General features: G+C 67.3%; 14 protein-coding genes. 10 read left to right on the top strand and 4 right to left on the bottom strand.

Going from position 1 to position 12547, the window contains the following annotated elements:
- Nucleotides 1-15: 15 nt before the first annotated feature.
- The 3 genes from OG584_RS13835 to OG584_RS13845 all read left to right on the top strand — a co-directional run bounded on the left by OG584_RS13835 (nt 16) and on the right by OG584_RS13845 (nt 1885).
- The gene (locus OG584_RS13835; RefSeq protein ID WP_405778125.1) at nt 16-582 is read left to right on the top strand and encodes a TIGR03086 family metal-binding protein; all 567 of its coding nucleotides are present in this window, start codon (nt 16-18) and stop codon (nt 580-582) included.
- A 192-nt stretch (nt 583-774) separates the two neighbouring features.
- Nucleotides 775-1296, top strand: a complete 522-nt coding sequence (locus OG584_RS13840; RefSeq protein WP_405778126.1) for an HAD domain-containing protein — start codon at nt 775-777, stop codon at nt 1294-1296.
- A gap of 133 nt (nt 1297-1429) precedes the next feature.
- Nucleotides 1430-1885, top strand: coding sequence for a VOC family protein (locus OG584_RS13845; protein ID WP_405778127.1), 456 nt, complete (start codon nt 1430-1432; stop codon nt 1883-1885).
- 209 nt (nt 1886-2094) lie between these two features.
- Here the strand turns inward: OG584_RS13845 and OG584_RS13850 are convergent, their stop codons facing one another.
- Nucleotides 2095-3213, bottom strand: coding sequence for a helix-turn-helix domain-containing protein (locus OG584_RS13850; RefSeq protein WP_405778128.1), 1119 nt, complete (start codon nt 3211-3213; stop codon nt 2095-2097).
- Between the two features lie 635 nt (nt 3214-3848).
- Between OG584_RS13850 and OG584_RS13855 the strand changes: the two genes are divergently transcribed.
- From OG584_RS13855 to OG584_RS13885, 7 genes are all read left to right on the top strand, one after another.
- Nucleotides 3849-4028, top strand: a complete 180-nt coding sequence (locus tag OG584_RS13855; protein ID WP_405784050.1) for a hypothetical protein — start codon at nt 3849-3851, stop codon at nt 4026-4028.
- 24 nt (nt 4029-4052) lie between these two features.
- Entirely contained in the window at nt 4053-4826 is a 774-nt protein-coding gene (locus OG584_RS13860) for an alpha/beta fold hydrolase (protein WP_405778129.1), read from the top strand.
- Between the two features lie 316 nt (nt 4827-5142).
- Nucleotides 5143-5784, top strand: coding sequence for a hypothetical protein (locus OG584_RS13865; RefSeq protein WP_405778130.1), 642 nt, complete (start codon nt 5143-5145; stop codon nt 5782-5784).
- Between the two features lie 304 nt (nt 5785-6088).
- Nucleotides 6089-6316: a hypothetical protein gene (locus OG584_RS13870; RefSeq protein ID WP_405778131.1), complete on the top strand. Its 228-nt coding sequence runs from the start codon at nt 6089-6091 to the stop codon at nt 6314-6316.
- Complete coding sequence (locus tag OG584_RS13875; protein ID WP_405778132.1) at nt 6313-7548, top strand: WXG100 family type VII secretion target; 1236 nt, start codon at nt 6313-6315, stop codon at nt 7546-7548. The genes OG584_RS13870 and OG584_RS13875 overlap by 4 nt, the downstream gene beginning before the upstream one ends.
- Nucleotides 7549-7571: 23 nt before the next feature.
- Nucleotides 7572-8366, top strand: a complete 795-nt coding sequence (locus OG584_RS13880; RefSeq protein WP_405778133.1) for a hypothetical protein — start codon at nt 7572-7574, stop codon at nt 8364-8366.
- Nucleotides 8367-8377: 11 nt separating this feature from the next.
- Nucleotides 8378-9058 carry a hypothetical protein gene (locus OG584_RS13885; protein WP_405778134.1) on the top strand — a complete coding sequence of 227 codons (681 nt, stop codon included), beginning with the start codon at nt 8378-8380 and terminating at the stop codon, nt 9056-9058.
- A gap of 84 nt (nt 9059-9142) precedes the next feature.
- Here OG584_RS13885 and OG584_RS13890 read toward each other — a convergent pair whose 3' ends face one another.
- Genes OG584_RS13890 through OG584_RS13900 form a run of 3 tightly spaced genes read right to left on the bottom strand, consistent with a single transcriptional unit; the run spans nt 9143 to nt 12507 of the window.
- The gene (locus OG584_RS13890; RefSeq protein WP_405778135.1) at nt 9143-9427 is read right to left on the bottom strand and encodes a hypothetical protein; all 285 of its coding nucleotides are present in this window, start codon (nt 9425-9427) and stop codon (nt 9143-9145) included.
- 16 nt (nt 9428-9443) lie between these two features.
- Nucleotides 9444-10430: a hypothetical protein gene (locus OG584_RS13895; protein WP_405778136.1), complete on the bottom strand. Its 987-nt coding sequence runs from the start codon at nt 10428-10430 to the stop codon at nt 9444-9446.
- 25 nt (nt 10431-10455) lie between these two features.
- Entirely contained in the window at nt 10456-12507 is a 2052-nt protein-coding gene (locus tag OG584_RS13900) for a hypothetical protein (protein ID WP_405778137.1), read from the bottom strand.
- Nucleotides 12508-12547 lie beyond the last annotated feature (40 nt).

The raw sequence follows: 12547 nt of genomic DNA on the forward strand, positions 1-12547 counted from the left end.
GACTCAGGAGCATCCATGATCGACCTCAAGCCCGCCTGCCGCGAGTGGAACGACCTGCTCGCAGACGTCAGCGACGAACATCTCACCAAGCCCACCCCGTGCAGCGAGTACACCGTTCGTGACCTCATTGTCCACATCGCCGAGGCCGCACAGGGATTCACCATGATCGCCCGCAGAGCATCCGGTGGAGGCGGCGACACAGATCCATCCCCTGAACCTGCCGCCGTGGGCCTCGGAGACCAGTGGCACGAAGTTGTCGCCGCAAAGGTGCGGACGCTCGGCGGCGCATGGGACGCCCCGGCGGCCTGGGCCGGCCGGACGGACGCGGCCGGTGTCGAATTGACGAACGAGAGGTGGGGACGGATCGCCCTGACCGAGATGGTGGTGCACGGCTGGGACCTTGCCCAGGCCACCGATCAGCCGTTCAGCCTCCCGCACGAGACACTGCAGGCCTGCTTCGACCACGTGGCCGAGTTCATCCCGAATGCCCCCGTCCCGAGCCTGTGGGGCCCCGCCGTTGACGTACCCGCCGGCGCACCGCTCCTGGATCAGTTGGTGGGCCTCACCGGCCGCCGCCCCTGACCTCCCGAACCGGCGCCTGCGCTCACATGACGTCGGGGCGTGGCTGTGAGGCCGCTCGCACCACAGAGGTTGGGCCGAATCCGAGAATCAGCGACCGGCCGCCGGTTGCCGCGTCGTGGTCGTGGTCGTGGTCGTGGTCGTGGTCAGGATCATGTCGGCAGCCACCACGCCGTCTGCCGCTATCGTGCTCCCGTGACTGGCTCCATGCAGCGTGCACTGCTGTTTCTCGATGTCGATGGGCCACTGATCCCGTTCGGCGCGGTGTCCGAGCCGTACCCCACCTTCAGGACGGGTCCCGAACTGCGTGGTGCCGACGCGAATCCGCTCCTGACCAGGATCGATCCCGCGCACGGGCCCAGGCTGGCGGCCCTTCCGTGTGAGGTGGTCTGGGCAACGACATGGATGGCGGACGCGAACGAGTACATCGCGCCTCTCATCGGTCTGCCGCAGCTGGCAGTGGTGACCTGGCCCGAGCCGTCCGACATCGACGAGCGGGACGAGCGGAACGGATTGCACTGGAAGACCCGCGGCCTTGTCGAATGGGCTGCGGGGCGCCCGTTCGCCTGGGTTGATGACGAGGTCACCGATACCGATCGGTCCTGGGTCGCTGCCCATCATCAGGGTCGCGCGCTGCTCCACCGTGTCGATCCCCGTCATGGTCTGACCGACAGCGACTACGTAACTCTCGGCTCGTGGCTGCGAAAGCCGCTCTGACTGGCCGCCGGCAGATCGCGCCCCGTCCGCGCGCCCGCCCGTCCGCCCGTCCGTCCATCTGCCGCTGCTGCCGCCGCCGCTGCCGCCGTTTTATCTCCTGGGCATCTTCAACGGTTCGCCCGATCATGGCTGCATGACCGCCTACTACCACGTGTGTTTCGCCGTCCCGGACCTCGAACGGGCCATGTCCGACTTTCGGCGCTCGGCCGGGGTCGAGTGGAGCGATCCCGCCTCGGAACGACTGGGTGAGTGGGACTACCGGATCGTCTTCTCCACGGGCGGCCCACCCTTTATCGAGCTCATCGAGGGCCCCGGAGGCAGCCCATGGGACGCGTCGACGGGAGCCAGGTTCGACCACCTCGGTTTCTGGACGAGCGACATCGAGCGGGGCTCCCGGCGACTGGAGGGCGAAGGCCTGCCCGTGGAGTTCTCCGGCTGCCCCCACGGGCGGCCGTTCGCCTATCACCGCATGGACAGCATCGGCGCCCGCGTCGAACTCGTCGACGCCGGTCGTCAGACCACTTTCCTCAGCAGGTGGCAACCGGACGGAGGGCCGATGCCTGCTATCGACGAGTCCCCCGGAAAATGAGCCCCCGGGCTCGACTACGAGCCACGCGCGGGTATCAACATCCGTACGGACCTGATCCTCCGTCGGTGGACAACGACGGCGCGTGCGCTCAACAACGCTCGAACCGCAGGAAAGCCAGTACCTGATGCGGCGGCCACGACCAATCGACCAATCCCCCTGTAACGCAGGTCATTTGATGCAGTCCGGCCCCAAGCTCCAGCCTCCCGGCCCTACAAGTCCACGTGCTCGTCGCGGCAGTCGCGGCAGCGACCGGGCTCGGGTGACCGGAAGGCGTGGTCGCAGACGTCGCAGTTCTGGAGAGGGTCCGGACGTCCCGCTCCGCCCCTGGCCCGGACGGCCGGGAGCGGAGGCGGCAGCGACTCGGCGAGCCGGTGAGCCAGGAAGGCCGCGGGCTGCCTGAGGTGCCCCGGCAGGTCGGTGGTGAGAGCGGTGCGTACGGCATCGGGATGGGCATCGCGTTCGAGCCAGGCCTCGACGGCCGGAGCCAGGCGCCGGACATCGGGCTCGGCCAGGAGCAGCCTGGCATCATCGCGGCGCAGGCCCGCGAGCAGGTCGGTGGCCGCACGGTGCCGCTCCACATCAGAGACCGACGGACGCGGGAGGGGCCGTCGCGGCGGTACGGAACGGCGCTGGGCGCGGGCGCCCCCTGGCACCGGCGCGGGGGTGGCGTCGACGGCCGGAACTGAGGCCTGAGCGGACCCCGGGTTACTGGACGCCGACCATGCACGACGCGGTGGCAACGGCGGCGGTTGTGTACGTGGCTCCGGCTGCGAGCGCGACAGCACCGGTTCCGGCGGATGCGGATGCGGATGCTTCAGCCACCCCGATGGCCGCCCCGATAGCCATCCCGATGGCCGTCCCGATGGCCGCCCCGAGAGCGATGCCAATGACAAAGCCGACGACGGCCGCTGCACATCTGTTGTGGCGGCCGTTGGGGCAGGCCCCCGGCCGGGGCTCGTGCCGGTGCCCGGCTGGTTGTACGACACCGTGCGGGTGACGACACGGCCGTTCGGGAGACGCTCCCGGGTGCGCCGCAGGTAACCGTGAGCCTCCAGCTCGCGCAGTGCGGCGGCAATGCGGGTCTCGCTCTCCGGGAAGCGGTCGGAGAGGACCTTCACACCGATCCTGGAGCCTGCGGGCAGCGACTGGATGTGGACGGCCAGCGCGATCGCGACGAGTGACAGTCCGCGGTGCTGGGCGAGATGGTTGCCGACGACCGTGAAGCGCTCGGTGTGCCGGGAGTTGATGTGCACGACGCCGGACGGCACGAGGCCGTGGGGATCGCGGGACGGGGCGCGCGGGGGCGCGCTAACCTGCTGGGTATCCATCAGGAAGGTGCTTCTTCCTCGGTGGTAAGGCCCTCGGTCAGGATTCGCAGTCCTGCCGGGGGTCGCCACATGTCTGGGGGCTGTTTGTCGCGGTGAGCATATGCCAGCCAACCAGCGTGCAATCCAGTCCAGTTGGCTAACCTCACTCGTGTGGGTGACAGGCGGCAGGGTGGGGTTGGGAAGGTTCTTCACCTCAGTACTTGAGAGTCTTTATGTCGCGGTAGACCGCGTCGCGGCTCACCGGGTCGTGGGGATCCGCGACCCGGTGAAGACGTTCCCGGCACCGGCGGTCACGGTATGAGATCGAGTCCGGCCCAGATGGTCCTACGCGGGACCGGACCGGGCATGACGCCCCAGCGGTCGGCGAGCGCATCGACGACCAGAGACCGCGCCCCGGCTCGACGTCACCGGCGCGGCCGGGAAGCCCGCCGAGATGAAGAAGGACGCGGCGGATGCCAGGTACCCGAAGAAGGCCCCGGATCTGGCCGAGCTGAAGAGCGAGACGGTCGGGCTCGGGGCGTACGGGAGCTCTTTGGCGCATGTCTCCGGCAGACCAAGGAGTAGGCACGTGCGCTGTACGGGGAGCGGCAACCCGCCTACAGCGAAGACGAAGTCGACCGCCTGTGGCCGCGCGTATGGCCCGGCAGTCGGTCTTCGACCGACAGCCCGCTCCACCGCTGACACTCGTCCAGGAGGAGGCCACGCTCAGGCGCCCGACTGGTCGCGGCGGCCGTCCAGCACCAGGCCGCATCAGCAGGAGACGTGGGCGGCGGCGAGTTTCCTTCGCGCTGCCCGACGGTCGATGTCGTCGATGACCCGACGGCTATACGCTCCGCCACATGCTGACTCCTGCCGTGTCCTTCTTCCCCGGCCGTGACGGTGTGCGCCTCGCGTACCGGGAGGTGGGTGAAGGCAGGCCGCTGATTCTGCTGCACGGCATCACTGGAGACGCGGAGTTGTGGCTCGCCCAGGGCCAGGCCGAGACGATCGCAGCACATGGCCACCGCGTGATCATGCCGGACTTTCGTGGCCACGGCAGGAGCGCGAGGCCTCAAGATGCCTCCGCCTATCCCCTCGACGTACTGACCGACGACGGCTTCGCCCTCCTTGCGCACCTGGGACTGGACGACTACGACCTCGGGGGATATTCGCTCGGTGCGCGGATCGTGGTGAGGATGCTGGTACGTGGCGCGACACCGGGCCGGGCGGTGGTGGCCGGTCAGGGCCTGCGTGAGGTGCTCGGCTCCGGAGGCGGGGCGGGAGCATTCCTGCGGCGCGTGTTCGCCGGTGCGGAGACGTTCGAGCCGGACTCGTCCGAGGAGCGGGCCGCGCAGCGGCTCCGGTCGGGTGGCGAGGACCCGGTGGCTCTGCTCCATGTGCTGGATTCGGTCGTCGACACACCTGCGGAAGTCCTGGGCGGCATCCAGATGCCGGTCCTCGTGGCGATGGGCAGCGACGACGAGCGCGCCGATACGGCCGGACAACTGGCCGGGGCGCTGCCGCACGGCACTCTGGCGATGGTGCCCGGAAATCACAGAACAGCAGTCGCAGCGCCGGAATTCGTCGCGGCGGTCGCGGATTTCCTCGCGCCGTCCGGAGCTCGCGGCGTCTGATACATGCCCTGGCGCCCGCCCCGTGCTCCCACACGCCCGGCCCCGGCCGTGCCCCCCTGCCCCCCTGCCCCCTGTCCCCTGTCCCCTGTCCCCTGCTCATGGTCCAGACCGTGTTCACGCCGCGACTGCCAGTGGCACCGGGATCGCCTCTCGGCGCCGCGAATGTCTCTGGGCGCCGCGACTCCCCTTTGACCTGCTGCCGGACTCGTTGGCTACCGTGAGACCGGGGCGTTGCTTCCCGAGTGTGCCGCTGCGGATGGCAGCCGTGCAGTCCGGAGTCCCGCCCCGTCTGCCGATCACCTGGGGGAGAACACTCATGGCCCGCCGCACTCCAACCACCGCTGCCGCACTGGCCATCAGTGCGGCACTGCTCCTGACCGCTTGCGGCGGTAGCAACCATGCCGACGGCACAGCGAAGAGCCGCGACTCAACGGCGATTGCCTCATCGCCCTCGACCCCGTCGCCACCGCGCGCAGCGCGGCCCATCATCCGGCTCCCCCGAACCTTCCAGCTGACCTTCCAGAACTGGACCAGCAGCGACCCGGATCAACAGGCAGTCCTCGACGACGGCAAGCAGCAGATACGCGCCGGTTATGCCGCGATCATCGCGAACACACCGGAAGCCTCCTACCTGACGTTCTACGACACTGCCTCCGGGCTCTCCCAGGACAAGAAGTGGATCAGGACCTACACGGGCAAGAACCTCACCGTCATGGGCAAAGCACCTGCCTATGACGCCAGGGCGAGGCTACTGGGGTCCAGCAGGACGCGGGCGGTTCTCAACTACTGCATGGACGAGAGCAAGGCGTACTCAAAGGACCGTGCGACGGGCAAGGTCGAGGGGAACCCCGCGGGCACGGACCCGACCGTCTACTACACGGTCACTCTGCGCAAGAGCTCCCGGGACGTGTGGCAGGCCGTGTCCACCAGTTCCAAGAGGGGAGGCTGTCCGTCTTGATACCGGCTTGATGTCTCCATGGTGATGCGTCGCGATCCGGCCATCGTGACGCCGTTGCCCGCCGAGGGCCCTCACCCGGCAACGTTTTCGCCAGGCCACACAATTGCAAAGTTACCCTCACCGCCCGGCCAAGAGTGAGCGATGCGCCCCTTCCCACGTTGACTGTTTCCGGGCCGCCGAGCACCGTCTGAGGCTGAGGCCAGGGCTGGGACGGACCAGTCGGGTCCGGCACTGAAAACGGGGTGTGGCAGTAGTGGGATACCGGGGTGGTGACGCCGAACATATACAGGCGTCGGCTACAGCCATGAAATCCGTCGTTACCTCGGCCACCGGCCATTCCAAGACCGGCACCGCAGCAGGGAAGCAGGCTGCGGACGCCGCAGGGGACCATCGGGTCGCTTCGGCGATCTCCGTACTGGCCGGTGCGATCGCGAAGGCAGCCGGTGACACCGGCACCTCGGTCAGCGATCTGGGCGAAGTCGCCCGTACGACCGCCGCCAACCTCAAGAAGGCAGGCGGAGGCGGCAAATGACGCCTCCGACCTACTCCGTCCCTTCCGGAAGCCCCGACACCCTGCGGACCGCGGCCGGCCGCTTCAAATCGCTGGCCCATGACCACTCCACGCTGCTGACGACATTCCAGCGGCATGTCGATGCCGTACTCAAAGGCTGGTCGGGCCCGCTGGCCACGCAGTACAGGACAGCGGCCGAAGGCGTGTACCCGCGTTTCAAAGCGGTCCACGTGGCCGCGGGCGCCGCGTACAGCGCTCTGCACACCTACGCCAGTGCGCTGGAGACCGCGCAGAAGGCGGTGAAGGGCGCCAACACCACCGCCGACAAGCAGGCTCACGGCCCGCACCCGACGGCCGCCGCGCACGGGCAGTCCCCAAGGGCTCTGGGCCAGAAAGTCAGCGACGCCGGCTCCGACCTGAACCGCGCGGCGGGAACCTGCGCGACCGCGCTCGGCAACGCGCAGACGACTCTCGCGAAGACGTGTCCGGACACGCTGTCCGCCAAGCAGCTCAAGGAGCAGGTCGCGAAGGCGGGCGAGGAGCTGAAGGAGGAGAACCCGGGGCTCTGGGAGAAACTCTTCGGCCCCGAGGGCGAGCTGCGGAAGTGGGACGAGCGTCTGCACGCCGTACCGGCGCCGTACGCCGACATGGTGCTGCTCAAGCTGATGAGCGGTGCGGAGGGCGCCGAGGAGAACGTCAAGACCGCGGAGGAGCTCGCGGCCCGGATCCCCGAGCTGATGGAGGCCGACTTCCCGAAGATGGCCCGCCCGATCATGAACGCCATGAGCAGCGGCGCGGCCTCCGAAGCCGATCTGGCCCAGGCGATCGAGGACTTCGCCAAGGACTGGGACGCGATCGGCAAGTGGAACGAAGGCACGAAGCTGGCCGACCTCGGGGAGGCGGCGCGGCTTCCGTGGTTGCGCGGGGCCAGTGTCGGGCTCAACGGTCTGGCCGTCGTCGGCGACATCTACACCATGTGGAAGCCCGAGGACAAGGGCGCGATGGGCTGGGTGGACCGTGGCGCCGCCGGGGTCAACGCGGGACTTGCCACCTGGGACACACTGGCCCTCCTCACCCCCCTGGATGCCGTCCCCGGCGTCGGCGAGGTCGTCATGGTCGGCACCGGCCTGTATCTGGGCGGTACCTACCTCTACCACCACTGGAAACCGTTCAAGAACGTGTGCAACGCCACCGGCCACGCCGTGGCATCGGCGGCCAAGAGCACCTGGCACGCGGTCACCAGTTTTCTCTGAGCAGCCGATGGAGGCAGCACAACATGACGGGTGACCCCCGGCAAGCGGATGTCGAAGCGTCGCAGGCGCTGCTGGACCAGGTCGAGCGGGATGACGCGGTCCAGCTGCCCGCTCTGTCGACGGCGGAGCTGTGCGTGCTCGGGGCCATGCAGGCAACACTCGTCGACGAGGACGCGTGGTCATGGTGGTCGGGCATGGCCGAGGCGCAGCGGTTCGAACTCTCGGCCATGGCGCTGAAGTTCCTCGTCCACCGCGGCTTGCTGGACGAGCCTGATCCCGGTGGCGGTAACGCATCCGGGACGAGCGCGGCGCAGGGCACCCCCGGCGGGAGCGTCGGGCTCCCGGTGCGCCCGCTGCTCGCCATGATCCTGGCAGGCCGCACCCAGCCGTCGTTCGTCGTCGTCCGCCGCGAGGGGGCCAAGGCCGAGCCGGACCGGATGCGGTTGTACGGAATCTCCGAGGAAGGCCGGGGTCTGCGGGCCGTACTGGCCGAGGAGGCGACCGGCAACCACGTGTCGCGATTCGGGCCGGCCTACACGTACGTACTCGCCAGCCCGGCGGAGGCCGTCAGGTCCCTGCTGCGCTGGGTCGACCGCCCTCCGGCCGGCCACCGGCTCGGCCGGCGTCCGTCCAAGGTGATCGACGTGTATCAGCCCAACAAGGGGACAGGCCCTGATCTGGACCGTTTCGAGGTCCGACGGAGGTCTGCCGGTCTGAGCGTCGAACGCAACCAGGACGGCACCCCCATCGACTGCGACGAAGAGACCCTCGGCCGCCACCTGAGCGAGCTGCTTTCCAGATCTGGATCTGCCGCGTGAACCTGCCTGCGATGAACGAACCCGTCTACTACGCCGAGGAGCGCTCCGCGCTGCGCTGGCCGCTGGTGTTCCACGGCCTCTTCTGGCCACTGCTGCTGATCGTCTCGTTCGTTTCCCTGCTGCTGACGGACAACTCATCCGTGTTCATTCCCGGAGTGATCCTTGGCATCTTCGGATCCGTGGGCCTCGGAGGTCTGCACCTCGCGGAGGACCGGCCGATCGGTTTGCGCGTCGATGGCGCAGGCATCTGGATCGGTGGCATCCAGCGGGCCGAACGGCTGGGAGCCCACGGTGCGGAACGGGGAACTAAGCTGCCCCGGGCCAGGGCACACCGGGGGCAGGTCTTCTTCTGTCCCTGGGGTGCGGTCCAGCGGGTCGAAGTGGTCACCGACCACAAAGAGATCCGAAAGATCTCCAAGCTCGGGCAGGATGTGGGATCGTCCCGCCTGGACAGCGCATCCGGCACGATCAAACTGGGGCTGCTGACCGCCCCGTACATGCGCGCGGCTGTCGTCATCAACGTCGATCTCACCGTGGCGAGTGTGCCCGAGTTCCGCCCTCCCGAGGGGCGGTCCTTCTGGAAGACGTCGGCACCACAGCAGTTCGCGGCCTCACCCGTCTGGGCAGCTCCCACCCGTCACCCGGAGAAGCTCCGGGCGGCGCTGGAGCAGGCGGCGTCACGAGCGAGGTAGCGAGGTACTGACACGTACGGCACCAGGCCTCCCGCTCGTCGCGCCGCTCCTGGGGCAGAAGCCCGCCCCGCGCCGACGCGAAGGCTAATGCGCCCCGTGCATCTTCTTGTCCTGCTCCGACTGCTTCTTCCGGGCCTTCTCCACCAGCCGGTTCTCCTCGGCCGGGAAAGAATTGAAGAGTGTCTTCAGCTGTTTCATGCGCCCGTCGTGATCGGTACGCCAGTTGTCGGCCTTCTTACCGATCCACGTGTGGGGCATCATATCGTCCACCTTCCCCATGGCGTCCTTGATGTCCTGTACAGCGGTCTCGATGGCGTTCATGTCCTGCCGGCACATGTAATCGAGCCGGTCCTCGTTGGGGATGCCCATGCAGAGTGCTCCTCTTTTATTTTTTGTCAGCCTGTAGGGCGAGCGCCGGCAGCGGGGGCAATTCCGCGCTCGCCCTGCCCATGGTCAGCACCCGGTTCCCGCTCTGGACCACGAACCACGGCATGCTGCACGGATTGTCGAGTGCGGGATACTGCTTTCCGGTCCGGCAGGTACGCTGCTTTCCGAATGCAGCTTTGGCCATGACCGTTCCCTTCGTTCCCTGCACATGCACCACGTAGGCGGCGTGGTCACGATGACTCGTCGCCACCGCATAAACTCCACCGCTGCCGGCGCCGGCGAAAGAAACTGGGGACAGACCGGAAACAGAGCCGTTACTGTCCGGCAGCTCCCCGGAGACCTTCACTTTTTCTGCCTTCTTGCCCGGGGACAGCACCAGCAGTTCAGCAAAGCCCTTACTGGAGGACTTCACGTATGCGGTGCCGGATGCGTCCACGGCACCCGCTGCGTCACTGGACGAACCGTGCTCGGCGTAGAGGTGAACAGCCTCAGCATCTTTCACCGACCAGATTCCATCGGCGTCCGCGACGATTACCGATCCATCGGGGCGCACGCCGATCGGGTTCGGGTGCTGGAACACGTGAGAGCTCCGGACGGGGCTGACCTTGCCATGCGAATCCAGCTTGTAAAGCTGTCCGGCACTGCCGAGCACCACCTCGCCGGTCGGCAGAACCGTCATCCCGTAAACCCGCTTCAGGCCGTCCAGCGTGGCGGTACGGCTGACCGCCCCCTTCGGGGTCATACGGAGGACCTGAAGGGGATCGGCGTCCCCGTTCACCGCATAGACATTTCCTGAACGATCCGACGTGACATGCCCACCCAGGCTGTCACCGACCCCTTTATCGAGGTCGTACTTCGAACTCAGGTCATGCAGCTCGAACGCAGCGACCTTTCCCGCTCCAGGCTCGGGGATGCCAGGACCAGGGCCATGTTTACTGCCATGACCTTGTGAGCAGCCGGTGAGCAGCAGGGAAAACAAAGTCACCGCACCGAGACAACGCGCCCGAATGCTACTTCCCATCTAGTGACACCTCAGCGTTGTCGAAGCCGTCCTGGAAATTCGAAATAAGACCATGATGCTCTGCGTTGGTCCACCACGCCAGAAAATCTTCGTTCTTGGTCGCCCCCGGAGCGATGGTCCCGGCCTTCGGGTCATACCATGACTCCCCCTCGGGGACCGGGACCTTACCCGATCGGATCAGCCCCTGAGCGACCGATGGAATGAAGGAGTGATACTGCACCTTGGCGGCGTCACTGCTGATCGCTTCCTGCTTGTCCGCGTTATCGACGGAGAAGGCATCCATCTCCGGAGCGACTTCGGTCCTTCCCAATAGAACCAGGTTCTGGGAGTACTTCAGCCCCTTTTCGACGACCTTGGCTGCTGCTCCGGCCGCCCCCTCCTCCGCCGGAGCGGAGGCCATTCCGAACACCATCCCAGCCGTGTTGAGCATCGCCAGGTTGAACTTGTGGTCCTCGTCCACCTGTTCAGCCTTGCTGTATTCGATCCCCACCTTGGCCTTGGTGAACATCCCGGCCGTGTTCCCCATGGCGACGAGCTGGTTCTCGGCATCCTTGCTTCCGGCGGCCTCCGACACCTGCTGGTGCAGGGTGGCGTCGAACATGGCGGCAGCGCCCGAGTTGTGCTGGGTGAACAGCTGCATGGCTTTCACCATGTCGTCATTGTTGGTGACCAGCGTGTGGCTCTTGCTGCTGTAGCCGAACGTCCCGGGGTCGGCCGCCATACCCGTGGCACCGATGTCCTTGGCCCAGGTTCCCGTGATCCCTGCCAGAGCAACCGCTGTGCCGTTCGGATAGCTGGCGTACTCGTCCTTCTCGAAGTCGTTGCGGCCGTCGAACGCGTCTTTTTGAGCACTGGCGGCGGCGAAGATATTGGCGGCGGCCGCTCCCGACTGGTCTATGTGCTCAGGGCTGCGGTCGGTGGCGGCGAGTGTGAGGACACGGCGCGGGCCGTCGGAATCGTCCCGCGGAGGGGCGCCGGGCGTCTGCCACTTGAAGTCGACCAGATCCTTGGCGTACCGCTTGCTGGCGTCGTTGTCGTGGCCCAGCAGGTCGCGCGACGCGTCGGGGTTCTCACCGATACGGGAGATGACCGCGAGCGCCGGGTCGTTGTCGCGGATCCCGTCCACGATCCGGTCGTTGTCGTCGGCGCCCTTGGAGAGGTAGTCGGGGTCCAGCCCGAGGGAGTGGTACCAGCCGCCGTCGTCCTTGCCGACGTAGCCGCCGGCCGAATACGGAGGGCTGGCCGAGGCATAGCTGGGCCGCATGGCCTTCTGCTTGTCGCGCCAGTCCAGCATGGCGCCACCCACCTGGGAGAGCACCGTCGGATCCCATTGATCGCCCTTGGGGCCGTACTTGAACAACATCCCGACCGACCACATGTCACCGCCCGGGGGATCACTCAGCGCCTTGGCGTAGTCGGGGTTGGGCGGGATCTTCCCGCTCTTCTGGAGAGCGAAGATCCGGTTGATGCCCGTGGCGTACTGGCCGATGACCTTGGTCGAGTCGTCGTTCAGCACCTTCCCGCCGTGAGTGCCGTCCTCCTGGTGGAACGCGGTGCCGACGCGGGCCGCGTCCGCGATGCCGCCCGCCGCGGCGAAGGCGGTCAGGTAGGCCGGGTCGTCCTGGTGGTCGGCGAGCGATTGAGCGATGGCCTTGATGTCCTCGCGGGAGCCGCCGGCCTTTGGGTCGTCGAGAGCCTTCTTGAGCGTCTCGGCCTCCTGCTTGGCCTCCTTGGCGCTCTCCTTGCGCACACCGCTCATATCCCACGGGATGTCGAGAATGTTCCCGTCCGGAGTGCACACGCCCATACCGCCGTGTTCCTCCAGATTGCGGGCCAGGTCCGCGCGCTTGGCCATGTCACGGCCGTCGTCACCGACGGCGTGCAGCTGCTTGGCGATGAGCGACAGATCAAGGCTGCCGTCCCACTCCTTGAAGTTCTTCCGGATGAGCGCGCCGTGCTTGGACAGCGCCGACTCAAGATCCTTCAGGCGGTCGGCGAGTTTACGTATCCGAACCGGATCGACGCCCACGTACTCGTTCATAGTTGAAGCCCCCGTACCCGATCGTGTCCGCCGATGTGTC

The organism is Streptomyces sp. NBC_00859, assembly GCF_045161865.1.
Classification (GTDB): Bacteria; Actinomycetota; Actinomycetes; order Streptomycetales; family Streptomycetaceae; genus Streptomyces.

Excerpts from the sequence above, each read along its gene's own strand:
- OG584_RS13835 (WP_405778125.1), top strand. The coding sequence starts at position 16 with ATGATCGACCTCAAGCCCGCCTGCCGCGAGTGGAACGACCTGCTCGCA.
- OG584_RS13845 (WP_405778127.1), top strand. The coding sequence starts at position 1,430 with ATGACCGCCTACTACCACGTGTGTTTCGCCGTCCCGGACCTCGAACGG.
- OG584_RS13850 (WP_405778128.1), bottom strand. The coding sequence starts at position 3,213 with ATGGATACCCAGCAGGTTAGCGCGCCCCCGCGCGCCCCGTCCCGCGAT.
- OG584_RS13855 (WP_405784050.1), top strand. The coding sequence starts at position 3,849 with ATGGCCCGGCAGTCGGTCTTCGACCGACAGCCCGCTCCACCGCTGACA.
- OG584_RS13860 (WP_405778129.1), top strand. The coding sequence starts at position 4,053 with ATGCTGACTCCTGCCGTGTCCTTCTTCCCCGGCCGTGACGGTGTGCGC.
- OG584_RS13865 (WP_405778130.1), top strand. The coding sequence starts at position 5,143 with ATGGCCCGCCGCACTCCAACCACCGCTGCCGCACTGGCCATCAGTGCG.
- OG584_RS13870 (WP_405778131.1), top strand. The coding sequence starts at position 6,089 with ATGAAATCCGTCGTTACCTCGGCCACCGGCCATTCCAAGACCGGCACC.
- OG584_RS13875 (WP_405778132.1), top strand. The coding sequence starts at position 6,313 with ATGACGCCTCCGACCTACTCCGTCCCTTCCGGAAGCCCCGACACCCTG.
- OG584_RS13880 (WP_405778133.1), top strand. The coding sequence starts at position 7,572 with ATGACGGGTGACCCCCGGCAAGCGGATGTCGAAGCGTCGCAGGCGCTG.
- OG584_RS13885 (WP_405778134.1), top strand. The coding sequence starts at position 8,378 with ATGAACGAACCCGTCTACTACGCCGAGGAGCGCTCCGCGCTGCGCTGG.
- OG584_RS13890 (WP_405778135.1), bottom strand. The coding sequence starts at position 9,427 with ATGGGCATCCCCAACGAGGACCGGCTCGATTACATGTGCCGGCAGGAC.
- OG584_RS13900 (WP_405778137.1), bottom strand. The coding sequence starts at position 12,507 with ATGAACGAGTACGTGGGCGTCGATCCGGTTCGGATACGTAAACTCGCC.